The organism is Marinospirillum alkaliphilum DSM 21637, assembly GCF_900119735.1.
GTDB lineage: Bacteria > Pseudomonadota > Gammaproteobacteria > Pseudomonadales > Halomonadaceae > Marinospirillum > Marinospirillum alkaliphilum.
Map to the genome: position 1 here is coordinate 118,273 of NZ_FPJW01000003.1, position 26,545 is coordinate 144,817.

General features: G+C 55.5%; 28 protein-coding genes and 2 tRNA genes. 22 read left to right on the forward strand and 8 right to left on the reverse strand.

Translation table 11 applies throughout. The annotated features are described in order from the left end of the window. Positions 1-22: 22 nt before the first annotated feature. The 8 genes from rluB to BT114_RS05885 all read left to right on the forward strand — a co-directional run bounded on the left by rluB (position 23) and on the right by BT114_RS05885 (position 5,862). The gene (rluB, locus tag BT114_RS05850) at positions 23-898 is read left to right on the forward strand and encodes a 23S rRNA pseudouridine(2605) synthase RluB (protein ID WP_072325421.1); all 876 of its coding nucleotides are present in this window, start codon (positions 23-25) and stop codon (positions 896-898) included. Between the two features lie 69 nt (positions 899-967). Beyond that, positions 968-1,042 (forward strand) — tRNA-Lys (locus BT114_RS05855). A gap of 76 nt (positions 1,043-1,118) precedes the next feature. Further along, positions 1,119-1,193 (forward strand) — tRNA-Lys (locus BT114_RS05860). A gap of 87 nt (positions 1,194-1,280) precedes the next feature. Continuing rightward, entirely contained in the window at positions 1,281-1,457 is a 177-nt protein-coding gene (locus BT114_RS05865) for a DUF2970 domain-containing protein (RefSeq protein ID WP_072325600.1), read from the forward strand. A gap of 163 nt (positions 1,458-1,620) precedes the next feature. Next, a complete protein-coding gene (gene coxB, locus BT114_RS05870; protein WP_072325422.1) occupies positions 1,621-2,757 on the forward strand; it encodes a cytochrome c oxidase subunit II in 1,137 nt (378 codons plus the stop codon). A 13-nt stretch (positions 2,758-2,770) separates the two neighbouring features. Further along, a complete protein-coding gene (gene ctaD, locus BT114_RS05875) occupies positions 2,771-4,429 on the forward strand; it encodes a cytochrome c oxidase subunit I (RefSeq protein ID WP_072325423.1) in 1,659 nt (552 codons plus the stop codon). Between the two features lie 19 nt (positions 4,430-4,448). Continuing rightward, positions 4,449-5,012 (forward strand): cytochrome c oxidase assembly protein, encoded by a 564-nt coding sequence (locus BT114_RS05880; RefSeq protein ID WP_072325424.1) that lies wholly within the window; start codon positions 4,449-4,451, stop codon positions 5,010-5,012. Beyond that, positions 5,002-5,862, forward strand: coding sequence for a cytochrome c oxidase subunit 3 (locus BT114_RS05885; protein ID WP_072325425.1), 861 nt, complete (start codon positions 5,002-5,004; stop codon positions 5,860-5,862). The genes BT114_RS05880 and BT114_RS05885 overlap by 11 nt, the downstream gene beginning before the upstream one ends. A 7-nt stretch (positions 5,863-5,869) precedes the next feature. On the opposite strand, the gene BT114_RS05890 is transcribed toward BT114_RS05885, so the two are convergent. Next, complete coding sequence (locus tag BT114_RS05890) at positions 5,870-6,061, reverse strand: DUF2909 family protein (RefSeq protein WP_072325426.1); 192 nt, start codon at positions 6,059-6,061, stop codon at positions 5,870-5,872. On the opposite strand from BT114_RS05890, the gene BT114_RS05895 reads away from it, so the two are divergent. The 6 genes from BT114_RS05895 to nadA all read left to right on the forward strand — a co-directional run bounded on the left by BT114_RS05895 (position 6,060) and on the right by nadA (position 11,249). After that, positions 6,060-6,815, forward strand: a complete 756-nt coding sequence (locus BT114_RS05895) for an SURF1 family protein (RefSeq protein ID WP_245770399.1) — start codon at positions 6,060-6,062, stop codon at positions 6,813-6,815. The genes BT114_RS05890 and BT114_RS05895 overlap by 2 nt on opposite strands. Further along, on the forward strand, positions 6,812-7,324 hold the full coding sequence (locus BT114_RS05900; protein ID WP_072325427.1) for a hypothetical protein: 513 nt from the start codon (positions 6,812-6,814) through the stop codon (positions 7,322-7,324). The genes BT114_RS05895 and BT114_RS05900 overlap by 4 nt, the downstream gene beginning before the upstream one ends. Positions 7,325-7,337: 13 nt before the next feature. Beyond that, positions 7,338-8,405, forward strand: a complete 1,068-nt coding sequence (locus BT114_RS05905; RefSeq protein ID WP_072325428.1) for a COX15/CtaA family protein — start codon at positions 7,338-7,340, stop codon at positions 8,403-8,405. Continuing rightward, the gene (gene cyoE / locus BT114_RS05910) at positions 8,389-9,297 is read left to right on the forward strand and encodes a heme o synthase (protein ID WP_072325429.1); all 909 of its coding nucleotides are present in this window, start codon (positions 8,389-8,391) and stop codon (positions 9,295-9,297) included. The genes BT114_RS05905 and cyoE overlap by 17 nt, the downstream gene beginning before the upstream one ends. 139 nt (positions 9,298-9,436) lie before the next feature. Then, positions 9,437-10,039: a Yip1 family protein gene (locus BT114_RS05915; RefSeq protein WP_072325430.1), complete on the forward strand. Its 603-nt coding sequence runs from the start codon at positions 9,437-9,439 to the stop codon at positions 10,037-10,039. Between the two features lie 157 nt (positions 10,040-10,196). After that, the gene (gene nadA, locus BT114_RS05920) at positions 10,197-11,249 is read left to right on the forward strand and encodes a quinolinate synthase NadA (protein WP_072325431.1); all 1,053 of its coding nucleotides are present in this window, start codon (positions 10,197-10,199) and stop codon (positions 11,247-11,249) included. A 102-nt stretch (positions 11,250-11,351) separates the two neighbouring features. Here nadA and BT114_RS05925 read toward each other — a convergent pair whose 3' ends face one another. After that, positions 11,352-12,446 (reverse strand): AI-2E family transporter, encoded by a 1,095-nt coding sequence (locus BT114_RS05925; RefSeq protein WP_072325432.1) that lies wholly within the window; start codon positions 12,444-12,446, stop codon positions 11,352-11,354. Between the two features lie 2 nt (positions 12,447-12,448). Next, positions 12,449-12,691, reverse strand: a complete 243-nt coding sequence (locus tag BT114_RS05930; RefSeq protein WP_072325433.1) for a sulfurtransferase TusA family protein — start codon at positions 12,689-12,691, stop codon at positions 12,449-12,451. Between the two features lie 81 nt (positions 12,692-12,772). On the opposite strand from BT114_RS05930, the gene BT114_RS05935 reads away from it, so the two are divergent. Continuing rightward, positions 12,773-14,260 carry a M48 family metalloprotease gene (locus tag BT114_RS05935; protein WP_084661960.1) on the forward strand — a complete coding sequence of 496 codons (1,488 nt, stop codon included), beginning with the start codon at positions 12,773-12,775 and terminating at the stop codon, positions 14,258-14,260. 147 nt (positions 14,261-14,407) lie between these two features. Here BT114_RS05935 and BT114_RS05940 read toward each other — a convergent pair whose 3' ends face one another. Then, entirely contained in the window at positions 14,408-14,872 is a 465-nt protein-coding gene (locus tag BT114_RS05940) for a peroxiredoxin (RefSeq protein WP_072325434.1), read from the reverse strand. Between the two features lie 200 nt (positions 14,873-15,072). Here BT114_RS05940 and dapA point away from each other — a divergent pair, with 200 nt between their 5' ends. The 5 genes from dapA to BT114_RS05965 all read left to right on the forward strand — a co-directional run bounded on the left by dapA (position 15,073) and on the right by BT114_RS05965 (position 19,727). Beyond that, positions 15,073-15,957: a 4-hydroxy-tetrahydrodipicolinate synthase gene (dapA, locus tag BT114_RS05945; RefSeq protein ID WP_072325435.1), complete on the forward strand. Its 885-nt coding sequence runs from the start codon at positions 15,073-15,075 to the stop codon at positions 15,955-15,957. Continuing rightward, positions 15,954-16,946 (forward strand): outer membrane protein assembly factor BamC, encoded by a 993-nt coding sequence (gene bamC / locus BT114_RS05950; protein WP_072325436.1) that lies wholly within the window; start codon positions 15,954-15,956, stop codon positions 16,944-16,946. Before dapA ends, bamC begins: the two co-directional genes overlap by 4 nt. Continuing rightward, positions 16,943-17,728 carry an MBL fold metallo-hydrolase gene (locus BT114_RS05955; RefSeq protein ID WP_245770400.1) on the forward strand — a complete coding sequence of 262 codons (786 nt, stop codon included), beginning with the start codon at positions 16,943-16,945 and terminating at the stop codon, positions 17,726-17,728. The genes bamC and BT114_RS05955 overlap by 4 nt, the downstream gene beginning before the upstream one ends. A gap of 69 nt (positions 17,729-17,797) precedes the next feature. Beyond that, positions 17,798-18,511, forward strand: coding sequence for a phosphoribosylaminoimidazolesuccinocarboxamide synthase (purC, locus tag BT114_RS05960; RefSeq protein WP_072325437.1), 714 nt, complete (start codon positions 17,798-17,800; stop codon positions 18,509-18,511). A 184-nt stretch (positions 18,512-18,695) separates the two neighbouring features. Next, positions 18,696-19,727, forward strand: a complete 1,032-nt coding sequence (locus BT114_RS05965; RefSeq protein WP_072325438.1) for a hypothetical protein — start codon at positions 18,696-18,698, stop codon at positions 19,725-19,727. An 8-nt stretch (positions 19,728-19,735) separates the two neighbouring features. Here BT114_RS05965 and tsaA read toward each other — a convergent pair whose 3' ends face one another. Both tsaA and BT114_RS05975 read right to left on the reverse strand, forming a co-directional pair. Further along, entirely contained in the window at positions 19,736-20,437 is a 702-nt protein-coding gene (gene tsaA / locus BT114_RS05970) for a tRNA (N6-threonylcarbamoyladenosine(37)-N6)-methyltransferase TrmO (RefSeq protein WP_072325439.1), read from the reverse strand. Positions 20,438-20,442: 5 nt separating this feature from the next. Further along, on the reverse strand, positions 20,443-21,099 hold the full coding sequence (locus BT114_RS05975; RefSeq protein ID WP_072325440.1) for a histidinol-phosphatase: 657 nt from the start codon (positions 21,097-21,099) through the stop codon (positions 20,443-20,445). 120 nt (positions 21,100-21,219) lie between these two features. Here BT114_RS05975 and BT114_RS05980 point away from each other — a divergent pair, with 120 nt between their 5' ends. Both BT114_RS05980 and ptsP read left to right on the forward strand, forming a co-directional pair. Beyond that, positions 21,220-21,711, forward strand: coding sequence for an RNA pyrophosphohydrolase (locus BT114_RS05980; protein WP_072325441.1), 492 nt, complete (start codon positions 21,220-21,222; stop codon positions 21,709-21,711). 26 nt (positions 21,712-21,737) lie between these two features. After that, positions 21,738-24,002 (forward strand): phosphoenolpyruvate--protein phosphotransferase, encoded by a 2,265-nt coding sequence (ptsP, locus tag BT114_RS05985; protein WP_072325604.1) that lies wholly within the window; start codon positions 21,738-21,740, stop codon positions 24,000-24,002. Here the strand turns inward: ptsP and BT114_RS05990 are convergent. Both BT114_RS05990 and BT114_RS05995 read right to left on the reverse strand, forming a co-directional pair. Beyond that, positions 23,985-25,751: a L,D-transpeptidase family protein gene (locus BT114_RS05990; protein ID WP_072325442.1), complete on the reverse strand. Its 1,767-nt coding sequence runs from the start codon at positions 25,749-25,751 to the stop codon at positions 23,985-23,987. The two genes, ptsP and BT114_RS05990, sit on opposite strands and share 18 nt — an antisense overlap. Next, complete coding sequence (locus BT114_RS05995; RefSeq protein WP_072325443.1) at positions 25,723-26,487, reverse strand: NRDE family protein; 765 nt, start codon at positions 26,485-26,487, stop codon at positions 25,723-25,725. The genes BT114_RS05990 and BT114_RS05995 overlap by 29 nt, the downstream gene beginning before the upstream one ends. Between the last annotated feature and the right edge of the window lie 58 nt (positions 26,488-26,545).

Genomic DNA, 26,545 nt, shown 5'->3' on the forward strand with positions numbered 1-26,545 from the left:
ACGCTGCCGTGTGTGAACACCGATGAAAAATACCCATGAAAAGGCCGCTGTTGCGGCTGAAGCCACCGAAAAGCTGCAAAAAGTACTGGCCCGTTCCGGGCTGGGTTCACGTCGTGAGATGGAAGCCCTGATCGATGCCGGGCTGGTGACCATTAATGGTCGTGTTGCCATTCTTGGCGATCGCATCACGCCACGTGATCGTGTCACCGTCCGGGGACGTGCGGTCCACCTGAAAAATGAAGAAGACCTGCCGCGCCGGGTCATCATGTACAACAAGCCGGAAGGTGAGCTGGTGACCCGCAAGGACCCGGAGGGTCGGCGCACGGTGTTTGATCACCTGCCGCGCCTGCGTGGTGAGCGCTGGATTGCCATTGGTCGGCTGGACATCAACACCAGCGGTTTGTTGTTGTTCACCAATGATGGTGAGCTGGCCAACCGTCTGATGCATCCTTCTCACCAGGTCGAGCGCGAATATGCGGTGCGGGTGATGGGAGAAGTCACCGATGAAATGCTGCAGGCCATGAAAGAAGGAGTAATGCTGGAAGATGGCCTGGCCCGTTTTGCCGATATTCAACTGGTGGGTGGCGAAGGCATCAACGTCTGGTATCACGTGGTAATCACCGAAGGCCGCAACCGTGAGGTGCGTCGCCTGTGGGAATCTCAGGGTGTCACCGTCAGCCGCCTGAAGCGGGTGCGCTACGGCAATACCTTCCTCGACAAGCGCACCAAGATGGGTGAATGGATCGAGCTGACCCAGAGTGAAATTGATGAGCTCTCGGCTTTGGCAGGTTTAAGCCGTAAATCGGCAACCCCGATGGAAACACCGCGTTCCGCACAGCGCAATCGTGCCGGTGGTGCTCGCAAGCCAGTGCGCGGCATTCAACGCAGGCATAAATAAAATCAGCAGTTTTTGCTTTTTGGGGGTTGCAAGGCAGCAAAAAAAAGCTATCATATGCGCCGCGTTAAGGGGTCGTTAGCTCAGTGGTAGAGCAGTTGGCTTTTAACCAATTGGTCGAAGGTTCGAATCCTTCACGACCCACCAACGCAAAACCTGTTATCAGCCATAGTGGTATATATTGGCACTGGATATCAGGTCATCTAAGCAAGATTGCTTTTCAGGGTTGTTAGCTCAGTGGTAGAGCAGTTGGCTTTTAACCAATTGGTCGAAGGTTCGAATCCTTCACAACCCACCAGAATTCAAGAAAAGGCTGCCAGAAATGGTGGCCTTTTTTGTTATCTGCACCAGACTTCATCCAATCACCCGATTGGAGATCTGTATCATGCTTCGTGCCCTTCAAGCTGTGCTGGCAGCATTTTTTGGTGTGCAATCCGAACGCAATCGCCAGCGAGACTTTCAGCAGTCCTCGCCCTGGCCCTATATCCTTGCGGGCCTGTTCATGGCGGGGGTGTTTGTGGTTCTGGTGCTGTTGGTTGCCCGCTGGGCTGCGGCTTCTTGAGTTCTTGGTTATTCATGCGCTGCATCAGAATTGAATTCAGTTTTAATTGATTGAAATCATTGACAGATACAAAAATTAACAAAGTATTTCTGCCGTATGGCGGCTGCCTCCTATACTCCAAGCTGAATAACAAAAACAACAAGCTTAAGGATGGGAGGGATCTATGCTGCAACTCCTTTACAGGAGCTGCGGGTTGCTGTTGCTGCTGACCGGCCCCGCTCTGGCTTCTGCCATCAATACTTCATCCGGCTGGAACATGCCGCCAGGTGTCACGGATATCAGCCGTGAGATCTACAGTCTGCACATGATCATTTTCTGGATCTGCGTGGCAATCGCCGTGGTGGTATTCGGGGTGATGTTCTGGTCGCTGTTTGTCTACCGTAAATCCAAGGGTGCCAAACCGGCACACTTCCATGAAAACACCACTGTGGAAGTGATCTGGACAGCCATTCCGCTGGCGATTCTGGTGATTATGGCCATTCCCGCCACGGCCACCCTGAAAAAGATCTACGATGCCAGTGATGCTGAAATCGATATTCTGGTCACCGGCTACCAGTGGCGTTGGCATTATCAGTACCTGGATCAGGACATCAGTTTTTTCAGTAATCTGGGCACACCAAGAAGTCAGATCCTCGGTGAAGAGGACAAGGGAGACTTCTACCTGCTGGAGGTGGATAACCCGCTGGTGTTGCCGGTCGGCAAAAAAGTCCGCTTTCTGTTCACCTCCAATGATGTGATCCATGCCTGGTGGGTACCGGATCTGGCCATCAAGAAAGACACCATTCCCGGTTTTATCAATGAGTCCTGGACCATCATCAATGAGCCCGGCACTTACCGTGGACAGTGTGCTGAGCTCTGTGGCCAGGATCATGCCTACATGCCAATTGAGGTGCGGGCGGTCACTGAAGAGGTCTGGCTGTCCTGGCTGGATGAACAGCGTGAAACCGCCGCAGCGGAAGCCGCCAGTGGTGAGCGTGAATGGACCCTGGCAGAGCTGAATGAGCGGGGTGCCGGTGTTTACACCACCTACTGTGCAGCTTGCCATCAGGCTGATGGCTCCGGCATGCCGCCGGCCTTCCCGGCCTTGCGTGGCAACCCGGTGATGACCAGTGCGGAAGGACGTGACAAACACATCAATGCGGTGTTGTTCGGGCGTCCCGGTACTTCCATGCCAGGTTACGGTACGACCCTTTCCGTGAATGATCTGGCGGCAGTGATCACCTATGAGCGCAACGCCTGGGGCAATGATACCGGTGATGCGGTGCAACCTTCCGAAATCCGCGCGCTGCTGGACCGTTAACAGGAGCTGAGCCATGACATCTCGATCCCTTCCCCGTCCGGTTGTTCAGCAGTCGGCCAGTGAAGCCACTGCCGGTGGTGCTGCCGCCGGACATCATGCCCATCAGCCACGCGGCCTGCTGCGTTGGGTGCTGACCACCAACCACAAGGAAATCGGTACCCTTTACCTGCTGTTTGCGCTGCTGATGTTTTTCATCGGTGGCACCATGGCGCTGGTGGTTCGTGCAGAGCTCTTTCAGCCCGGCATGACGTTTATCCTGCCGGAGTTTTTTAACCAGATGACCACCATGCACGGTCTGATCATGGTGTTTGGTGCCATCATGCCGGCTTTTGTCGGGTTGGCGAACTGGATGGTTCCGGTGCAGATCGGTGCCCCGGACATGGCGCTGCCAAGGCTGAACAACTTCAGTTTCTGGTTATTGCCGGTGTCTTTCACCATCCTGCTGTCAACACTGTTCATGGAAGGTGGCGGCCCGAATTTCGGCTGGACCTTTTATGCCCCGCTGTCGACCACCTATGCACCGCCCTCCACCAGCTTTTTCATTCTGGCCATGCATCTGGCGGGTATCAGTTCGATTCTGGGGGCCATCAACATCATTGCCACCATCCTGAATCTGCGCACGCCCAACATGCGCCTGATGGACATGCCGCTGTTTGTCTGGACCTGGCTGATCACTGCCTTCCTGTTGATTGCGGTGATGCCGGTGCTGGCCGGGGTGATCACCATGATGCTGCTGGACATCAACTTCGGCACCAGTTTCTTTGATGCCGCCGGGGGCGGTGATCCGGTGCTGTTCCAGCATCTGTTCTGGTTCTTCGGACATCCCGAGGTGTACATCATGATCCTGCCTGCGTTTGGCATTGTTTCGGCCATTGTGCCGACCTTTGCCCGCAAGCGGCTGTTTGGTTATGCCTCGATGGTTTATGCCACGGCATCCATTGCCATCCTGTCGTTTGTGGTCTGGGCACACCACATGTTCACGGTGGGTTTGCCGCTGACGGCGCAGTTGTTTTTCATGTATTCCACCATGCTGATTGCGGTGCCGACCGGGGTGAAGGTGTTCAACTGGATTGCCACTCTGTTCCGGGGTTCGATCAGCTTTGAGTTGCCGATGTTGTTTTCGCTGGCCTTTATTGTGCAGTTCACCATTGGTGGCCTATCCGGGGTGATGCTGGCAATCGCTCCGGCTGACTTCCAGTATCACGACACCTACTTTGTGGTGGCGCACTTCCACTATGTGCTGGTGCCGGGTGCGGTGTTTGCCATTCTGGCGGCGGCTTATTACTGGTTGCCGAAATGGTCCGGTGTTTATCCGAATGTGAAACTGGGGCTGACGCATTTCTGGCTGTCGGTGATCGGGGTCAACCTGACCTTTTTCCCGATGCACTTCTCAGGTCTGGCCGGTATGCCGCGCCGGATACCGGACTATGCCCTGCAATTTGCCGACTTCAACCTGCTGTCTTCGATCGGGGGCTTCCTGTTTGGTATCTCGCAGTTGCTGTTTGTGGCGGTGGTGATCCTCTGTATTCGTGGCAAGGGTGAAAAAGCACCGGCGCAGGCCTGGGAAGGTGCCGAGGGGCTGGAGTGGACGCTGCCCAGCCCGGCACCGTTGCACACTTTTGATACACCGCCGGAGTTTGTACCCGAGCGGGATTCCCCTTCACGTCATTAAGTGCCTGAGGAGGTGGGTGATGTCCAGGGATCAGCAGTTACAACAGCAGAACGTTGCCCGCACCGTGCGGCGGGTGTTGCTGGGGCTGGTGTTGATGGTCGGTTTCACCATTGCGCTGGTGCCGCTTTATGACGTGTTCTGTGAAGTGACCGGTCTGAATGGCAAGACGGCCAGCAGTGCCCAGGTGGTTGGGGGTGCTCCGGTGGATACCGGGCGGCGGGTGGAAGTGCAGTTTGTGACCCGTAATGCTCCCGGTCTGCCCTGGCGACTGGATGCCATGGAGCAGACAGTCTGGGTGCATCCCGGCGAGGTGGCACTGGCCCGTTTTGCTTTTGTGAATGTGGGTCAGGAGCTGTCATCCGGGCGGGCCGTGCCCAGTGTCAGTCCGTCTCAGGGGGCACGCTATTTTCGCAAGATGGAGTGTTTCTGTTTTCAGGAGCAGTGGCTGGAAGCCGGTGAGCGATCCGAGATGCCGCTGGTGTTCCAGATCGATCCCGATCTGCCGGAAGGCGTCAATAAACTGACTCTGGCTTATACCCTCTATCCGCAGGGACAGGCCATCGGAGGTTACCATGAGCAGTAGCAGTTATTACGTTCCGGCCACCAGCAAGTGGCCAATCATTGCAGTGCTGGTGATGGGCATGCTGGCCGTGGGTGCCGGTCTGATGATGACTCAGGGCAGTGGCCTGATCCTGTTGGTCGGGGGGCTGGTGGGGGTGGCCTGGGTGATGTACGGCTGGTTCCGTGATGTCACGCTGGAATCCATGGGGGGGTTGTATGATGCCCAGATGGATCGTTCCTTCCGGCAGGGCATGGCCTGGTTCATCTTTTCGGAAGTGATGTTTTTTGCTGCCTTTTTTGGTGCGCTGTTTTACATCCGGGTATTCACCCTGCCCTGGCTGGATGGTGAGGGTGCCAAGGGTATCACGGCGCTGCTGTGGCCGGATTTTGTGGCCAGCTGGCCGCTGATGAACACACCGGACCCGGCCGTTGGTGGTCCGGATGCCATCATCAATCCCTGGACCTTACCGCTGATCAACACCCTGCTGCTGGTGACTTCCAGCATCACCCTGACCTTTTCTCACCACGCCCTGAAAGCACAGCAGCGCCTTCGTGCACGTAACTGGCTGATTTTGACGCTGGTGCTGGGTGGCATTTTTCTGGTGATTCAAGGCATTGAATATGTGCATGCCTGGACGGAGCTGGGGCTGACCCTGCAGGCAGGTATTTACGGTGCCACCTTTTTCCTGCTGACCGGCTTTCACGGGCTGCATGTCACCATCGGTGCAGTGATTCTGCTGGTGTTGCTGATCCGTCTGATCAAGGGGCATTTCACCCCTGAGCAGCATTTTGCCTTCGAGGCGGGTGCCTGGTACTGGCACTTTGTGGATGTGGTGTGGATTGGCCTGTTCCTGTTTGTGTACGTGTTCTGATGGTTGATCAGGTGCCCAGTGCACCCTGGCTGAAGCCATAAACCAGCAACACCATCAGCAGGGCGGTTAACAGGATGCGGGTTTTCAGGGAGGTCAGCAGGCGGGTGGACGGGCTTTGATCACGAATCAGAAAACCGGCACCGGCCGCCAGGCTGAGAAGAATGGCAAAAAAGATAACAGCAATCAGGAGTTTCAGCATGTCAGGCTCCGGCAGTGGAACACAGGTGGCAATGTCAGTCAGTTCAGATCAGTCAGGCTCAGGTGTCAAGGCTGCAACTGCAACATCAGGTTATCGCCTGATGGGCTGGTATGGCTTCTGGCTGCTGCTGGTGGTGATTGGCCTGCTGCTGGCGAACTGGCAATGGCAGCGTGCTGCTGAAAAACAGCTGCTGCAACAGGCCATGATTGATGCACCGGTTTTGCTGAATCCCACGGACATGCCGCCGAATCTGGCACAGCTGCAACTGACGGGTTACTGGTTGCCAGAACGAAGCCTGTGGCTGGATAACCGGATATTGAATGGGCAGGTGGGGGTGGCCGCTTTGACACCACTGATGACCGATGATGGTCGTTGGTGGCTGGTGCAGCGAGGGTTTGCAGCAACCGGTGTGGATCGTGGTTATTTGCCCGAAGACACTGTTTCTTCGCGGCTGGTGCAGGTTACCGGTCGCTGGCAGTGGCTGGATCAGTCCGCACTGGTGTTTGGTGCTAACCGGGAAGGAGACCGGCTGCAGTCGATCAGTCTGGAGCCATGGGAGGATCTGGACCGTCTGGTGTTTAACGGAGTGCTCCATCAGGAGTCAGGGGATGACCAGTTGCAACCCTGGTGGCAGCCCAGCCAGATGACCCCGGAGCGGCATCTGGGTTATGCGCTGCAGTGGTTGTTGTTGTCTTTGCTGGCATTGTTCATGGCGTTGATGGGCAGGCGTTGGCTGCAGGAGAAGCAGGCATGAAAAATCGTATCAAGCTGGTATTACTGATGTTGCTGCTGGCGGCCCCAATGCTGGTGTCCGGCAGCATGTATGCCCTGCAGCTGGGTATACCGGAAAAACAGGTGGCACGCGGTGCGTTATTGCCGGACCTGCAACCGTTGCAGCAGTGGCCTCTGGATTGGCAGGCCAGTGGTGAATGGTGGTTGGTGTGGATTGCTGATGCGCCCTGTCAGGCGACCTGTCAGCAGCTAGCTGACCAGTGGTGGCGGGTGCACCGCGCCCTGGGACGTGAAGCGGATCGGGTTTACCGCCTGCGGATCGAGATGGCCGTGAATGAGAGCCGTCCGTTGACAGAAGCTTTACCGGGTGAGCGAGTGGTGCACTGGCAGGGCAATGCACCGGACTGGGCCGCTCCAGGTCAGACCTGGCTGGTGGACCCGGAAGGGCGTGTGGTGCTGGCTTATGACGCGGATGCCCCGGCAGCAGATCTGCACCGGGATTTGATGCGCTTGCTGCGTGTGAACCGTTGAGCAGGAGGAGCAGATGATCAAGGACAACAGCAAGGCTACTGCAGCAGGACAGCGTTTAGTGCGTCGAGCAGCAGCATTGGCAGGTTTTGGTGTGCTGTTCACGCTGGTGGTGGTGCTGGCCGGTGCCTGGACCCGTTTGGTGGATGCCGGACTGGGTTGCCCGGACTGGCCAGGCTGTTACGGTGCGCTGGTGGTGCCGGATGCCGAGCGGGCAGCTGCTTTTGCCCCGGATGAACCGCTGGACAGTTTCAAGGCCTGGGTGGAAATGATTCATCGTTATCTGGCCAGTGGACTGGGTCTGCTTGCGCTGGTGTTGACCTGGATTGGCTGGAAGTTACGCCACATGCCCGGTTACCCGCTGGGGCTGACCTTTCTGCTGCTGGCGGTGATCTGCCTGCAGGGTGCTTTTGGAGCCTGGACAGTGACTTTAAAACTCTGGCCGCAGGTGGTGACGCTGCACCTGTTGGGTGGCATGACGGTATTGGCACTGTTTTTCTGGCTGTTCTGTCGTTTGCGCGCCTGTGCGCGGGGTGAAGTGCAAGGCCGCAAGCCGCCGCTGCTCTGGTGGCTGGTGTTGTTGTTGCTGACCGGTCAGTTGGCGCTGGGTGGCTGGACCACCAGCAATTATGCGGGGCTGGCCTGTACCGGCTTTCCGACCTGCAATCAGCAGTGGTGGCCAGCCCAGATGGATTTCAGTGAAGGTTTTCACCTGACGCAGGAGGTGGGCCCCAACTATTTACACGGTCAGTTGCATGCACCAGCCCGCACGGCCATTCATTTCACTCATCGTCTGGGTGCCTTGCTGCTGGGTGTCAGTATTCTGCTGTTGGTATGGAAGGGCTTGACCCTTGCTCGCGCCAGGCCCTGGCTGGGTCTGCTGTTACTGGCCTGGGGTCTGCAGGCGGGTATTGGTATTGCCACTGTGCTGCTGTTCCTGCCGCTGTGGCTGGCGCTGTTGCATACCGGTGGCGCAGCAGTGTTGCTGCTCACCTTGCTGGGTGCAGGTTGGCAGTTGGGTTATGGCGGTGTCCGGGTTCCCCGGGTGACCTTAACGGAGGTGTCCCATGCGCAATTCCAGTGAAACCCATGCCAGACACTGGTTAAACCCGGTTTGGCGTGACTATTGGGAGCTAGGCAAACCTCGCGTGGTATTGGTGATGCTGGTTTGTGTGCTGGTGGGTATGGCACTGGCTGTGCCGGGATTGCCACCACTGGACAAGGTACTTGCCGGGTTGGTGGGCATCGGTCTGGCCTCCATGGGGGCTGCCGCCTTTAATCACCTGCTGGATCGGCGGCTGGATCGTTTGATGCTGCGTACCGCCAGTCGACCGGTGGCGGAAGGACGACTGGGCAGTCTGCAGGCAGGGCTTTATGCCAGCCTGCTGTCAGTAGCCGGCATCACGCTGCTGTGGTGGGAGGTGAACCCCTTAACAGCCTGGTTAACCCTGGCTTCACTGCTGGGTTATGCACTGGTTTATACCGCTTTTCTGAAACGGGTCACCCCGCAAAACATCACCATTGGTGGACTGGCTGGTGCTGCACCACCCTTGCTGGGTTGGGTGGCGGTCACCGGGCAGATCCATCCGGATGCATTGTTGCTGGTGCTGATCATTTTTGCCTGGACACCACCGCACTTCTGGGCGCTGGCTATCTACAAGCAGGATGAATATGCCCGGGCCGGTGTACCGATGCTGCCGGTGACCCATGGTGAAACCTTTGCCCGCCTGCAGGTATGGCTTTATAGCTGGCTGACAGTGGCAGCTACCTTACTGCCGTTTGCCACAGGCATGAGTGGCTGGCTGTATCTGGTGGGTGTGGTGGCATTAAACCTGCGATTCCTGCAGTGGAATTGGCGAGTCTGGCGTGGATCGGATCGGCAGGTGCCACTGGCCGCTTTCTGGTTCTCGATTCGCTACATCCTGCTGCTGTTTTTGTTGTTGCTGGCGGATCATTACGTCCGCCTGGTGTTCTAACGGAAGGTGAAGCCTTTTCAGGTTCACCTGCCTGTTGGTCTGGCTGCTGATTGTTTTCCGGAGCAGGAGCGAAGGGTTGATCAGCGGTGTTCATGCAATGAAACAGGCACGGATGCTATTCGAAACCCGGAGGTGTCCCATGTTTATGCAACACATGTGGGGAGTGCTTTATAACCCCGACAAGGAGTGGAGAAAGGTCAAGGATGAAAACTACAGCGTCATGGATTATTACACCCGTGATCTGATCTGGATGAGTGCCCTGCCGCCCTTTGCGTTGTTTGTGGGTACTACGCAGGTGGGCTGGAGTATTGGCCTTGGAGAGTATGTCAAACTGACCATGTCCAGTGCGTTACCCATTGCTTTGGCGTTTTATCTGGCCATTCTGGTTGGGGCGGGTGTGATGGCTTATGCCATTCACTGGATGGAAAAAACCTATAGTGCCAATGCCAGTATGGAACGTTGTATGGCATTAACCGCTTATACGGCATCACCCATGCTCTTGGCAGGTTTGGCAGGGTTCTGGCCGCATATCTGGTTTGTGGTGATTGTCGGATTGCTTGCTGTGGCCTGGACGGTTTACCTGCTTTATACCGGAGTACCTCGCATCATGGATATTCCGGAGGAGCAGGGGTTCATGTTCTCCACTTCCATTCTGACAGTGGGGCTGGTGGTGTTGGTGGGTATGCTGGCTGTCACTGTGCTGTTGTGGGGATTTGGACTCGGGCCGGCCTATTTACGTTAGGGAAGCAGTAAAGGAGATTGGGCAGGCCAGAATCATCCGGGTCTGCCCTTTTTTATGGCCAGATGGCGCTTTAATGTTGGGTTGCGACTTTTGGATTATGTTATCATCCGGCCTTCTTTTGACCGCAAACCTGCCCCGGCACACAAGCCCAGAAACCATGACCCAGCAAACCAAGACCAGTGTTTATGACCAGTTGCTGGTGCGTGAGCACCTGTCCAGAGCAACACCGCCTGCTACCCTGTCTGAAGCGGAAGAGGAAGCCTTGCGTCAGCGTATTCGTGAGCAGTTACAAGCTCGCAATGCGGTATTGATTGCCCACTATTACACCAGCCCGGTGATTCAGGCGCTGGCTGAAGAAACGGGTGGTTTTATTGGTGATTCACTGGAAATGGCTCGTTTTGGTGCGCGCCATCCGGCACAGACGCTGGTGGTGGCCGGGGTGCGTTTCATGGGTGAAACAGCCAAGATTCTGTCACCGGAAAAACGGGTTTTGATGCCAACACTGGAAGCCACCTGCTCACTGGATATCGGTTGTGACATCAGCAGTTTCAGCCATTTCTGTGATCAGCACCCGGACCATACTGTGGTGGTGTATGCCAATACTTCCGCCGCAGTAAAAGCCCGTGCTGACTGGGTGGTGACATCCAGCATTGCATTGCAGGTGGTCAGTCATTTGCATGAGCAGGGTAAAAAGATTCTCTGGGCACCGGATAAACACCTGGGTGATTACATCTGCCGTACCACCGGTGCCGAGATGCTGATGTGGGATGGTGCCTGCATAGTGCATGAGGAGTTTAAGGCCAAGGGTATTCTGGATCTGAAAAAGATTCACCCCACGGCAGCCGTGCTGGTGCACCCTGAGTCACCGGCCAGTGTGGTGGAGCTGGCTGATGTGGCCGGTTCGACCAGTCAGTTGTTGAAAGCGGCCGGTGAACTGCCGAATGACACCTTTATTGTGGCCACTGATCGCGGCATCTTCTACAAGATGCAGCAGCAGAACTCGCATAAGCGTTTTATGGAAGCCCCCACAGCTGGTAATGGCGCGACCTGCCGCAGTTGTGCCCATTGCCCCTGGATGGCCATGAACAGCCTGGAGCGCCTGGTGACTTCACTGGAGCAGGGCAGCAACGAAATTCAGGTGGAGCCGGAACTGATTCGTCAGGCCCTGATTCCGCTGCAGCGGATGCTGGACTTCCCCAAGCCTTCCTGATTAGCGCTCCAGGCCTTTTTGAAATACAGGCCTGGGGCATGATCAGTCGCTGGTCTGTGTTTCCCGCAAGGAAGCCTCTGAATAACGTGATGAGCGCAGTAGTTAATCAGAGGCTTCCAAGGTCTTTTCTTCATCCTCAGGATGCAGTGCCAGCGGCCAGGCATTCAGAATGGCCTTGATCATGGTGGCCAGCGGGATGGCAAAAAACACCCCCCAGAAGCCCCACAAGCCACCAAAAAACAGTACCGCCAGAATGATCGAAACCGGGTGCAGGTTAACGGCCTCGGAAAACAAAAGGGGTACCAGCACATTGCCATCCAGTGCCTGAATCACGGCATAAACACCAATCACCCACATGAACTCGCTGCTGAAACCAAACTGGAACAGGGCAATCAGTGCCACTGGCAGGGTAACCACGGCCGCACCGATGTAAGGGACCAGTACCGATAAACCCACCAGCAGTGCCAGCAGTTCCGCATAATTCAGCCCCAGCCAGGCAAAACAGGCCCAGGTCACTGCGGCCACGATCAGGATTTCCAGTGCCTTGCCGCGTACATAGTTGGCAATCTGGGCATCCATTTCAGACCAGATGCGTGTCATCAGTGCACGTTTGCGTGGCATCATGCCGGTGATAAAGCCCACCAACTGGCGCTGATCCTTGAGCATAAAAAACACCAGAATCGGCACCAGGATCAGATAAACCAGCCAGGTCAGCAGGCTGGGAATACTGGCCAGCGACAGGGAGACCAATAGCTGGCCGATATGACGCAGTTCGCCCACGGCATCGTTAAGCACATTATTCACCTGCTGCTGACTGATCAGGTGAGGGTAGGTTTCATGGAGTTCATTCAGCCACTGCTGTGCCATGCGAATCATCGCAGGCAGTTCTCGTACCAGACTGACGGTTTGTTGCCACAGCAAGGGTAGCAACCAGAAGATCAAGGCCAGCAGCACGCCGATAAACAGGCTGAAGGCCAGTAAAACAGCGGGGAGTTCGGGTACACCAATGCGTTTCAGCTGACTGACGACCCCTTGCAGCAGGTAGGCCAGTACCACCGCAGAAAGAAAGGGCACCAGCATGGCACCAAAAAACAACAGGGCTGTAAAAAAGAAAATCAACAACAGTGCAAAGATAACGGCTTCTTCATCTGAAAAATAACGATGCAGCCAGCCCTGCACAACGCCCTTTAAGGTCATGCTTAATCTCCTCTGCGCAGTACAAATTGATAGGTGTCATCCAGCTGTTCACGCGAGACCAGTGTATGGCTGCTGAGTTCCGCATAACTGGCAAAATCTTCCCAGGAGCCAGGATCACTCGCCTGGACCAGCAGCAATTGCCCGGGTTGCATGGCATTCAGTCGCTGCTTGGCTTTCAGTAGCGGCAGCGGGCAGTGGAGTCCTCGGGCATCAAGCTGCTGATCAAAAATATTTGCTGAATCCATCTGCTGTTACCTTGTCATAGGTGTGTGGTTGTTATACTGGTCATAACCTTGGTTTGCACAAACGGGAAACACAAGCTGAATATGATGATGCAACAGAATACCCTGCTGATGGCGGCCTGCAAGTCTTTCCGTTGTTGGCTGAGCAGCATGATGCTGGCCCTTGTGCTGTTGCTGCCGGCTCCGCAGGTGCTGGCTGAAGTGGGAGAATTACCCAGTCTTGGATTGACCAGTGCGCTGGAGATCAGTGTGCACCAGGAGCGTTTGCTGGGGCAGGGTTGGCTGCGTCAGTTTCGTGCCCAGACCCGCCTTTATCAAGACCCGCTGGTGCAGGACTATACTGAGCGTCTGTTGCAACGACTGGCGACTTACAATACCGGTCTGGAGCAAAAGGAACTGGACCTGGTGCTGGTGAACCAGCGGCAGTTAAATGCTTTTGCGGTACCGGGCGGTGTGGTCGGCATCAATACCGGCCTGTTTCTTTTTGCTGCTTATGAGGATGAGTTTGCCTCGGTGGCTGCGCACGAGCTGGCGCATATCAGCCAGCGTCACTTTGCCCGTCGGGTGGAAGCCAGTCGCGGGGCTCAGTGGACGGCCATGGCCGGTATTCTGGCCGGTATTCTGGTGGCTTCGCAGGGGCATGCTGACGCCGGGGTGGCCGCCATTGCCGGAACCCAGGCAGCTGCCATTCAGAGCCAACTGGCCTGGAGCCGCAGTTATGAACAGGAGGCCGACCGTATCGGTATGGAAACCCTGGTGGCTGCCGGTTATTCACCAGAGGCCATGCCGCGCATGTTCGCCCAGATGCAAAGGGTGGCCAGCCTCAGTGGTCGACCACCGGAGTTTCTGCTGACGCACCCGCTGACAGAAAGCCGGATTGCTGATGCACAGGCGCGCGCGGATCAGATGTCGGGAAAAAGAGCTCCGATACGTGGCAAGGATTATGAAATGATCCGCACCCGCATCATTTTTAATCAGATTGGCAGTGCCGATGATGCCTGGACCCTGTTTTCCCGCCAGCAGGCCAGCCCAGCCGCAGAGATTTATGCCCAGGCCTTGCGTGCCCGGGGTGAGAACCAGCCGGAAAGAGCACTGGAGTTGTTGCAGCAACTGGTGAAAGAGGAGCCTGAGTGGTTATTGGTGCAATACCTTGTGGCTGAAGAGTTGGTGCGACAGAAGCAATGGCAGGCTGCGGCTGCACAACTGGATGAGTTGGCACTTTATGCGCCGGGATATTATCCGGCACTGTTTCTGCGTGGAGAAATGCACATGCAGTTGCAGCAGTGGGATCAGGCCCGGCGGATATTTCAGCAACTCAGCCAACAGCGCCCCGGTGATCCGGATGTCTGGTTTCAGTTGGCGGAAGCGGCTGGCAAGAGTGATCGACAGGTGCAATTACACCAGGCCCGAGCTGAATATTTCCAGTTGACCGGGCGTTTCCGTCAGGCCTCTTCACAGTTGGATTTGGCAGTGGAACAGGCTCGCCTGCAGGATCAACCCTGGGGTGTGCAGGCGGCTATTCGTGAGCGGCGGCGAGAGCTGGAGCAGCAGCGCAGTCTGATGGAATTCTAGGAAACTCCTGATGAACTATTGCGCTTGACCCTGCTGCGTTGAAATTGATCTCAAAATGCTCATTTATTCCGTGTAAATTCCGCTTTTTCAATCAGTTTCGCCTTGCTTTGCCTACGCTCATGACGTTAATCATGAGTTTCGCGGCTTTTACCTGGTCTGGGTGGCTTCCAGCACCTGTTGCACATGGCCGGGCACTTTGACCTTGCGCCATTCCTGCAGCAGGGTGCCATCTGTGCCAATCAGAAAGGTGCTGCGTTCGATGCCCAGATGTTCTTTGCCGTAGAGTTTTTTCAGTTTGATCACATCAAAGATCCGGCACAGGGTTTCGTCCTTGTCACTGATCAGTTCAAAAGGAAAACCCTGCTTGGCCTTGAAGTTTTCGTGGCTTTTGATGCCGTCACGTGAGACACCAAAAACTTCGGTGTTGGCTGCCTGAAAGGCGGAGTAAAGATCACGAAAATCACCGCCCTCGGTTGTGCAGCCGGGGGTGCTGTCTTTCGGGTAAAAGTAGATCACCAGCTTGCGACCCTGCAGGGCAGACAGCTGAATGGTCTTGCCACTGGTGGCTTCGGCAGTGAAATCAGGTACAGGCTGGCCAATGGAAAGTGTCATCTTGATCTCCCGGTTGTAGGTGCTAGTCGACAGTTGGCGACTATAACACAGGGGGCTAAGCTGCCCAGTTGTAAAAACCTGTCACAAAATCAGTGATAAAAAAAGTGCCTCAGTCAGGGTACAAGGCTTGAGCCAAAGCCGCTGAAAGGCAACAATAGCACCCTAGTAAACCACTCAAGCATTCCGTTTGGAGATACATCATGATTAAAGGCAGCCTGGTTGCCCTGGTAACCCCCATGACTCAGCAGGGTGATGTGGACTGGCCTGCTCTGGATCGCCTGATCGACTTCCATCTCGACAATGGTACGGATGGTATTGTTGCAGCAGGCACGACCGGTGAACCTTCTACATTATCTTTTGAAGAGCACTTTGAAGTGATCCGCCGGGTGGTCACCCGTGTGGATGGCAAGATTCCTGTGGTTGCAGGAACCGGCTCCAACTCCACTCGTGAAGCCATCGAACTGACGCGTTATGCCAGTCAGGTGGGTGCTGATTATTGCCTGATCACCACGCCCTATTACAACAAGCCGACTCAGGAAGGCCTGTACCTGCATTACAAAGCCATTGCTGAAGCCAGTGATCTGCCGATCATTCTTTATAATGTGCCCGGTCGTACTGCTGTGGATATGCACAATGAAACCGTGGTGCGTTTAAGCAAGCTGGACAAGATCGTGGCATTAAAAGATGCCACTGGTGATCTGGAGCGCGGCAAGGCGCTGATGGATACCCTGGCAGACAGTGACTTCATGCTCTTCTCCGGTGATGATGCCACCGCTTGTGAGTTCATCCTGATGGGGGGTAACGGCAACATTTCGGTGACTGCCAACGTGGCGCCGCGTCAGATGCATGACATGTGTGCGGCTGCCCTGGCTGGTGATTCCAGCAAGGCACATCAGATCAATACCCGGCTGATGCCGCTGCACACCGGATTGTTTGTGGAATCCAATCCAATTCCTGCCAAGTGGGCGCTGTATGAAATGGGGCTGATTGATCTGGGGATACGCTTACCCCTGACACCCCTGTCAGAAAAATACCGCACCACCATTCATGAAGCACTGGAAATGGCTGGAGTGCTGAAAAAATGATGCATGCCCACAGCTACCGCTGGATCGGCCTGGTACTGGTGTTGGTACTGCTGGCAGGTTGCAGCCGTAGTGAATACCGTGACCGTCGCTCGGATTATCATCAGGCTCAATCAGCTGAGCACACCTTGCCTGAAGCTTTTGCCCAGGGTGATGCCATGCCTATCCCGGTCAGTGAACGACGCGGTAGTGGTCAACCTGAACAAGCACCGCGACCAGAACCCATGCGCGTGCTGGATGAGCGTGATGGTCTGGTGCAGCAACGGGTGGATGAACAGGGTGCCTGGTTGCTGGTGATGCGCAGCCCTGGTGAAGTCTGGACATCCCTGCAGGCTTTTGCAGACAGTCAGGATGTGGCGGTGATCTCGGCCAGTCCACGCCGTGGTGAAATCACCCTGGCTGATGATCAGTCCAGCGGTCTGGCAGCACAGCGCATGACCCTGCGTCAGGGTGTGCGTCGCGGTACTTCCGAAGTACGCCTGCGCTCTGTTTCGGATCAGCAGCAGTTACCGTTCAGTGAGTATGACCGCGGGCGCCTGATGTCGCTGGAAGCTTTTCTGGCGGCCAGTCTGGCTGAAGAGGGCTCTCGTGTTTCACTGCAGGCGCAATCCCTGCATGCCAGCCAGTTAGTGCGCCTGGTGGATCGTGATGATCGCAAGGTGCTGGTGATGCAGCTGGATTATGATCGTGCCTGGGCCGAGTTGGTGCACCTGCTGGAAGATGAGTTCACTGATGAATGGCAAAAGGTCAGTGACCTGAATCGCAGCGAAGGGCGCATTTATGTGCGTTATGTACCGCAGCAAGAAAGACCGGGTGGCTTCTGGTCGCGTTTGTTCCGTCGTGGTCCACCTGCCAGTGCACACCACTATCAGCTGCATCTGGCCGAATATAATCAGGAGCTGGACCTGGTGCTGGAAGTGACTCCTGATGTGCCTGCCCCTTTGGCGGTGGAACAGGAACTGCTGGGCTGGCTGGAGCGGCAGTTGCGTTGAAACAGGGCGGGCGAATCCGGTTCGCCTCACTGGGTAGTGGCAGCAAGGGAAATGCAACGCTGGTCAGCTGTGGCAAAACCCACGTATTAATTGACTGTGGTTTCACCCTGCGTGAAACCACACGTCGTCTGGCGCGCCTGGAGCTTACCCCCGACGATCTGAGTGCGGTGCTGGTGACTCATGAACACGGCGATCACATTGGTGGTGTGGGTGCACTGGTGCGTCGTCATGCGGTGCCGCTTTATACCACTGCTGGCACCCGTCTTTCCGGGCGTCTGGGCGGCGAGGTGCCGGACTGGCGTCTGATCAACCCTGAACACCCTTTTGCCATCGGTGACCTGGAAGTCTGGCCAGTCACGGTGCCCCATGATGCCCGAGAACCTGTACAGTTTGTGCTGGGTAATGGTGCGCAGCGACTGGGGGTGCTGACGGACCTGGGCAGTATTACACCGCATGTGGTGCGTCATTACCGTCGTTGTCAGGCACTGGTGCTGGAGGCCAATCATGATCCACAGATGCTGGCCGATGGGCCTTATCCGCCATCCTTGAAACGTCGAGTGGGTGGAGATTTTGGTCACTTGAGCAACCAGCAGGCGGCGGACTTCCTGCTGCAGATTGAAGCGGGGCAGCTCACGCATCTGGTGGCCTCACACCTGAGCGAGCAGAACAACTGCCCTCATCTGGCAGCCACAGAACTGGCGCAGGCATTAAATACCTCACCGGACTGGATCACCCTGGCCGAGCAGGAGCAGGGGTTTGATTGGCGCGAGATCCACCCTTAGTTTTTTTGTTGTTTCCCTGTTATTCTTTAGCATCTCTCAACTGACCCACCTACCGCTGCGGAGACCCCTGTGGAAAAGCGTGAAGAACTCTATTCGGGCAAGGCCAAATCTGTTTTCAAGACAGATGACCCCGATTACCTGATCCTGCATTTTCGTGATGACACCAGTGCCTTTGATGGCAAAAAGAAAGAGCAGCTGGAGCGTAAGGGCAAGGTTAACAACATTTTTAATGCCTTTATCATGGAAAAGCTCAAGGCAGCAGGCATTCCCACGCATTTTGAGCAGCGCCTGAATGATCGTGAGTCACTGGTTAAATGCATGCAGATGATGCCAGTGGAGTGTGTGGTCAGAAATATCAGTGCCGGTAGCCTGGTGCGTCGTCTGGGTGTTGAGGAAGGTCTGGAACTGAATCCGCCAACCTTTGAGCTGTTCCTGAAAAATGATGCCCAGGGTGATCCGATGATCAATGAGTCCCTGTGCATCACTTTTGGCTGGGCCACCGAGACCCAGTTACAACAGATGAAAGCCCTCACTTACCAGGTGAATGCCATTCTGAAGCAGTTGTTTGAAGAAGCTGGTTTGCTGCTGGTGGACTACAAGCTGGAGTTTGGTTTGTTCCACGGGCAGGTGACACTGGGTGATGAGTTTTCTCCGGATGGCTGCCGTTTGTGGGATAAAGCCACCCGTGAAAAACTGGACAAGGATCGCTTCCGTCAGGGACTGGGCGGTGTGGTTGAGGCTTATGAAGAAGTGGGTCGCCGCCTGGGAATCAACTTCGACTGAAGCCAGTTGCCTGTTTTGATAGAGATAATGCCCGATCTTGAAGATTGGGCATTTTTTTATCTGGTCGGAGGGTTTTATCCGGGTTTTGCCCTCTATGGGAGCAGCTTGGCAGTAAATCTTTCATGTTATGATCAGCTCGCCGATGGATGTGGTTATCTCATCAACAACTGGAGTTGTTACTTCCATGAACCAAAAACTCTTTATTCCCCTGCTGATTTGTTGTGCTCTGGTATTAACCGCTTGTCAGAGTACACCTCAGGCCAGTGCCGCCAGTCGAGTGGTTGCCGGTAGCCAGCCAGTTTCCCTGCAGCCCGGTCAGCGTGTGCGCGGTGAACTCACCAGTGCCAGTGCACTGAACTACAAGGATGGCAGCCGTTATGCACTTTATCGTATCAATCTGCAGCAGGGAGATGCCTTTCGCATCGAGCTGAGTGGCAGCCTTGAAGGCACCCTGGCGCTGTACAATGACTTGAACGAGCTGCTGATTTCAGGCTCTCCCTTGCATTTTCAGGCCCCGGAAAGAGGGCGTTACCTGCTGGCCGTCAGTGGTAAGCAGTCCAATAGTTTTGGACCTTTTAACCTGCTGATGACGCCTCTTGAATTAAGCAGCAATCCATCACTGGTTGTTGGTGAAGCCGCCTCTGGCTGGTTGGAAATGAATGGTTTTCGTAGCCACACCCTGCAAATCAGTGAGCGGGGTTATTATCAGATTGATCTGCGCTCCAGTGACTTTGATACGCTGATGCTGGTCACTGGGCCCGGTGGCTACCGGGCTGAGGACGATGATGGTGGTGATCAGACCAACTCACGCATTGGTGACCTGTTGCAGCCTGGTGAATACCAGGTCAGGGTCAGTGCCTTTGAGACGGCCTCGGGTCTTTACACTCTGGAAGTGCAAGCCTTTGATATCCGTGAGGGTGCAGACCTTGAACTGCGTGCACCTGTGCAGCTGTCTGGCTGGATGCGTCAACAGCAGGATGTTTACCGGCTGCATATCGAGCAGGCAGGTGAATACCTGATTGAAATGCAGTCTGCAGTGCTGGATTCATTCCTGCTGCTGGAGGGTGCCAATCACTTCCGTGTTGAAGACGATGATAGTGGTGAAAATCTGGATGCGCGGCTTCTGGTGAGGCTGGAGCCGGGTGAATATCGTCTGACTGCGCGTGACTATAACGGTGGCAGTGGTGGTTATCAGTTGATAGTTCAGCAGCGCTGAGTGACTGATCAGGAGCGCCCCGGTAGCAACTCGGTAACTTCCAGCCGGTTGTCTGCCGGGTAGCGAAACCTGACGTCCAGATCGGCCAGCAGCACACCATAAATGCGTTCAGGATCGGTCTGTTGATAAGCCGGGCGTGGGTTCTGGCTTAATACCTCGATCAGCAGTTGTTTCAGTTGCTGTCCATCCTTGTGAGTGGTCAGTTGTTTTTCTGCCAGCGGGCTGAAATGCACCGACAGCAATGCCGGGGTTTCCGGTGCCCAGCCTGCTGTGGCCTGCGGCAGGCTGTCGGCCCACGGCAGATAAGGTTTGATGTCCACAATGGGTGTGCCATCCACCAGGTCGATGCCTGACAACTGCAGTTTTACACCTTTTGAGCAATCCACTCCTTCCAGCTTCACCACCGAGAGACCCAGCCCATTCGGGCGAAAGGTTGAACGGCTGGCAAACACACCGATCTTTTTATTGCCGCCCAAGCGTGGTGGGCGTACTCGCGCTTTCCAACCCTGCTCCAGATTCTGATGGAATACAAAAGTCAGCCACAGGTGAGAAAACTGCTCCAGTCCTTCAACACAAAGTGGCTGATTATAGGGGGGTAATAACTCCAGTGTTGCGTAAGCACTGGGAGCCAGCCCTGGCTGACGTGGCACGGCAAACTTTTCCTTGTAACAGGAGTGAAGGATGCCAATGGGCTCCAGTGACCAGCTCATCCGTATCAGCTCCGCAGACTGATCACCGGCCAGCCCTGTTGTTCGGCATGGCTGCGCAGGGTGTCGTCCGGGTCCACTGCCACGGGGTTATCAACCTGTTGCAGCAGGGGCAGGTCATTGTGGGAGTCGCTGTAGAACCAGCTGCCATCCAGGTTCATGCCTTCTGCCTGTAGCCATTGGTGCAAACAGGTCACCTTGCCTTCACGGAAGCTGGGTGTGCCAACAATCTGCCCGGTGTAACGCCCATCAATAAACTCTGGTTCAACGGCAATCAGATCGCTCACACCCAGGAGTTCAGCAATGGGGGCGGTAATAAAGCGGTTGGTGGCAGTGATGATCAGCAGTCGATCACCTGCCTGGCGGTGTTTGTCGAGCAGTTCCATGGCGGCAGGCAGCATCAGCGGGCGAATGTGTTCATGGATAAACTCCTTTCGCCAGTTGAGCATTTCTTCGGTGCTGTACTGGGTTAGTGGACGCAACGAAAAGGATAAATAGTCGTGGATATCCAGGGTGCCCTGCTGGTAAGCAGCATAATACAGGTCGTTGGCCTTTTTATATTCCTCACCATTCACCAGTCCCTTATGAACCAGAAATTCACCCCAGGCATGGTCACTGTCACCGGCAATGAGGGTGTTGTCGAGATCGAACAGGGCTAAACTCACTTGAAAGGCTCCGTTATTGCTTATGCACAAAAGATTTTTTGCATTTTACATCAGGGTTAAATTGAATACTTTTCAATCTTTGTGAAACAATAGGTGTCAAAGCATTTTCGAGGGCGTAGCGTGATAGACGAGGATGGGTATCGCCCCAATGTCGGTATCATCATCACCAACAGTGACGGTCAGTTGCTCTGGGCACGTCGTTGTGGTCAGGATGCCTGGCAGTTTCCGCAGGGTGGCATCAAGAATGATGAAACGCCTGAGCAGGCGTTATACCGAGAATTAAAAGAAGAAATCGGCCTGACACCGGATCAGGTGGAGCTGCTGGCCACCACCCGTGGCTGGTTACGTTACCGCCTGCCAAAACGCATGGTGCGCCGTAATAGCCGTCCCCTGTGTATCGGTCAGAAGCAGAAGTGGTTTCTGTTGAAAATTCGCTGTGCTGATTCACAGGTCTGTTTTGACTGCTCACCCAAGCCGGAGTTTGATAACTGGCGTTGGGTGTCTTACTGGTATCCGCTGGGGCAGGTGGTGCCCTTCAAGCGGGAAGTTTATCGCCGGGCACTGCTGGAATTGGCACCTCGGCTGCACAGGATGCTGCGTGATCAACCATGAGTGAACCCTTGCCGTCAGGTGCAACCATGCTGGATACCCTGCGAAAGATTGTGCAGGAGGTCAGTGCTGCAAGAGATTTGCAGACGGCCCTGTCGATCATTGTGCGTCGGGTTCGCAAGGCCATGAACACTGATGTGTGTTCGGTGTACCTGATGGATCCGCGTCAGGAGCGTTATGTCCTGATGAACACCCTGGGTTTGAATGCTTCCGCCATTGGTCATGTCAGTCTGGCCCCCTCTGAAGGCCTGGTGGGTTATGTGGGTCAGCGTGAAGAACCGCTGAACCTGGATGATGCCCCGGTCCATCCTCGCTACCGCTACCTGCCGGAAACCGGTGAAGAGCGTTACCACAGTTTTCTGGGTGTACCCATCATTCACCAGCGCCATGCACTGGGTGTGCTGGTGGTGCAGCAGAAGGTCAAACGGCGCTTTGATGAGGGCGAAGAAGCCTTTTTAGTGACCATTGCCGCTCAGTTGGCTGCAGTACTGGCTCATGCACAGGTCAGTGGCAGTTTGCAGGTGACACCGGGTGGCCAACGCAGCATGGTGCGTTTTGATGGTCTGCCTGCAGCACCGGGTGTGGCCATCGGTCGAGCCCGGGTGATCATGCCTCCTGCTGATCTGGACAGTGTGCAGGAGCGTGAATGCGACTCTATTGAAGAGGAAAAACTGGTCTTTCTGGCTGCCCTGCGAGCCGTGCGTGAAGACATACGCGCGGTGGGGCAGAAACTGGCCAACCGTGTCAGTGCTCAGGAGCAGGCCCTGTTTGAAGCCTATCTGCAAATGCTGGATGAGGAATCACTGGGTGCTGAGGTACTGAAGCACATTGAAGAAGGTCAGTGGGCACAGGGTGCCCTGGCTTTTGTGGTCAAGCGCCATGTGAAGTACCTGGAGAAGGTCGAAGATTCTTACCTGCGTGAGCGGGCCGCGGACATTCGGGATCTTGGGCGTCGGGTGCTGGCCTACTTGCAGGCCGGTGGCGATGTGCAGCGGGAGTATGAAGACAATACGCTACTGGTGGGTGAAGAGTTATCACCAACCCTGTTGGGTGAAGTGCCGCGGGAGAAACTGGCCGGTCTGATCAGCGTCAAGGGTTCGAGTAACTCGCATCTGGCCATTCTGGCCCGCGCCATGGGTATTCCGACGGTGATGGGGTTGAGTGATCTGCCTTATGCCAAGCTGGATGGTCAGCAACTGATTCTGGATGGTTACCGTGGCCAGGTCATCAGCAACCCCGATGATACCCTGTTACGCCAGTATGAGCGTTTCATTGAAGAAGAGCGGGCGCTGACCGAGGCACTGGAAGCGGAAGCCGGATTGCCCTGCGTGACGCGTGATGGCCACCGTGTGCCATTGATGCTGAATACCGGACTGACCGCTGATCATGCGCGGGCGCTGGCTTATGGTGCCGAAGGTGTTGGCCTGTACCGCACGGAAGTGCAGTTCATGCTGGCCGAGCGTTTTCCCAGCGAGATGGAGCAGGTCAAGCTCTACCGTGAGCAGCTGTCAGCCTTTTCTCCGCGCGAAGTCACCATGCGCACGCTGGACATCGGTGGTGACAAACCCTTGCCCTATTTTCCGATTGAAGAGGAAAACCCCTGTCTGGGTTGGCGCGGCATTCGCTTCACCCTGGATCACCCGGAAGTTTTTCTGAGCCAGGTGCGTGCCATGCTGCGTGCCAGTGAAGGCCTGGATAATTTACGTATTCTGCTGCCAATGATTTCATCCGTGCGCGAGGTGGAAGAAGCCCGCGCACTGATCCGTCGTGCCTGGGTGGAGTTGCGTCAGGGAGAGGGGTTGCAGATCAATAAACCGCTGGTGGGTGCCATGATTGAGGTGCCTGCCGCCTTGTTCCAGATCCCGGCACTGGCAGAACGCGTGGATTACCTGTCAGTGGGCAGTAACGACCTGACTCAGTATTTATTGGCTGTGGATCGTGATAATCCGCGGGTTGCACGCCTTTACAGTGGTTATCATCCGGCGGTGTTGCATGCCCTGGCGCGTATTGCAGCAGATGCCCATGCCTGTCGTCTGCCGGTGAGCATCTGTGGTGAACTGGCTGGAGATCCTGCCGGTGCGGTGTTGTTACTGGGGATGGGGTATCAGAATCTGTCGATGAACCTGGCCAGTTTGCCCAGGGTTAAAGCGGCTATCCGTCGAGTGACTGTTGCGCAGTCACGAGAGCTGCTGGAGAAGGCGCTGGGCTGTGCCAGCACCGATCAGGTGGTCGGGCATCTGGGCGTGTTCATGAGTGAACTGGGACTGGGCTGGCTGTCAGGGCCCAAGGGCTAAACGCTGACCCGGCTGCTTGAAACCATCCTTGTGGTAAATGTCATCACGCCATTGCAGGCGCCCGTTGGTATCCGTCCATACTGTCCAGTACATCAGGTAAACCGCAACACGCGGGCGCACCTGTAAATAACGCTCGTCACCCTGTGCATACATCTCTTTCAGTACTTCCGGTGTCCAGGTCTGGCTGGATGCCAGAAGGGCTTCAACCAGGCGCTCAGAGTCTTCTACCCGTACACAGCCGGCACTGATGTCCCGGCGATCACTGCTGAACAGGTTGCGGTAGGGGGTGTCGTGCAAATAGATGGCCTGTTGATTGGACAAGCGGAATTTGGCACGTCCCAGCTGATTGAAGTTGCCTGCTTTTTGTACGATGCGATAGGTGGAGTTGTCGTTGGTGAAGGCATCGTCTGGCAGCTCTTCAAAAGATACAAAACGAGAAGGGGTGTGCCAGCCCTGCACCAGTGCATAATCGCGTGATGCCAGGTATTCAGGGTTGTTGAGTGCACGTGGGAAAATACGCTCCCTGGCAATGCTTGGGGGTACGTTCCACAGCGGGTTGATGACCAGTGAAGTTAACCACTGGTTCATGATGGGGGTGCGTTGACCATCACGACCGATGATCACTTTCATGTCCAGCTTGACCTGTTGGCTCTCAACAAACTGCAGGCGGGCATCGGCAAGGTTAACCATGATATACCGATCATTCAGCTGGTTGGGCAGATGGTGCAGGCGGCGAATATTGTGTGCCAGCCTGCGCATGCGCTCCTGCGGCTGCATATTCAGCCAGTCACGAGTGGGCTGGTCGGTCACACCTGTCTGTGGCAGGTTGTGGCGTTTCTGAAAGGTTTTTAAAGCCAGCTCCAGGCGCTGATCAAAAATCAGTGGGCCTTCTTTGCTCAGCAGGTAGGGTTGCTGGTTGCTGAGATCACCAAGCCGATACAGCTGTTCAGCCAGCCGGGCAACCATCGGGCCTTCATCCCCCCGTTGCAGCCTGCGATTCAGCTCTGGCCAGTCACCGGCTTCTGCCATTTCCTGCAACTCAGCAAACGCCTGCCGCCAGGGCTGATAAAAGCGGCTGGTTGGCTGGTTTTCCCTGATGCGATCCATGGCCCAGTCTTGTGGCTGGTGGCCTTGCAGTTGTTGCAGCCAGCGGGGAAACACGTCTTGCAGACTGCGCTTGACAACCTCGTCCGGCCAGTTGTCCCAGCGCTCATAGGCATTGGTGATGCCGTGGTCCTGGTCTGAGTCGTATTGGGTCCAGTAGCGTTGCAAGAGATCTTGCTGGTAGCTGAAGAACAGGTCTGTAATCAGTAGATCCCGCGCCTGACGGTGTCTTGGCAGACTGGTTTCCACCGATTGCTGTAACAGCTCGGCCAGTTTTCGGTAGTCTGCCAGGCGTGGGTGATCCTCCAGTGCCAGCCAGGGCTGCAGGTCATTCAGTAATAAGCGGGCAGCGGCATTGGGATGACCTTGCTCATTGATCCAGAAGTGACCAAAAGCGGCCTGGCGATAAAGGTGCCCCAGTAATTCGGTATGGCGGGGTTTGTAGTCTGGATGCAGCGTTGACAGGCTGGATTCAACCCACAGGGTCAGTGTTGTGCTGGTGGGTGGCAAGCTGCTGCTGGCTCGATCACGGGAACTGATGGATGCACAGGCAGGAAGTGATAACAACAGGCTGACAACCAGCAGCAGCGTTGAGCAGTGTTGGCCAGTCAGACGTTTAGCCTTGCCAGGTGAATTGCCGTTCATTAACTTGCTTTTGATTGTGCTGGTGATTGCGTTCATGCAGAAACCACTGGCCTTTGCTGTTCTGCCATAACAGAGTGGATGCCCGTGTGCCGTAATGCTCACCAGTAATAAAAACAGGTGAAAGAAACCTTTCCCGCTCCAGTCCGATAGCCGTATCCGGCAGCTCATGGTCGGGAGCTTGAACTTGATCGGTGAGTGTATCAAAAAGCTGCAGTGGATGGCAGTCAGGTTGTTGTAGCCAGTGGTTGATTCCTTGTTTCAGACGGCGGGTTTTGGGCCAACTGACGTCCAGAGTGGCATTACTGAGCAGGTAAAGCCCTGGCGGTAAGGCTTGTGGTGTTTGTGCCAAGCGGTTGCTGAAGTACCAGGCCTGGTTCTTGTTACCCCACAGCAGGTTAAAACCAGCATAGTTTTTGCCATGCTGGATTAACCAGTCGGCCATGGCTGCTGGTTGTTGTTGTACGGCCTTTAACACCAGTTCACCCCGTGAGGCGGCCGGTTGCGCTTGTGCCAGTTCACGGCCGTTACGCACATTGGTGAGTGCTGCCCAATGCCCTTGCTGATTGGCCAGCAACCAACTGCCTCCTGCTTGCAGGTCTTTGCCACCCATCAATCCTGGATGCTCTGGCCAGTGATTTGCTGCCCGCGTTGGACGTTGATGAAACTCATCGCGGTTAGCGGCCAATAACAGGGGGTAATCAGGGTGGTGTTGCCAGCAGAGGGCGAGTAGGCACATCTGAGTGGTGTTCCTGTTAGCAGATTATTTTCGTGATCAGTATTGTTATACTCAGCGT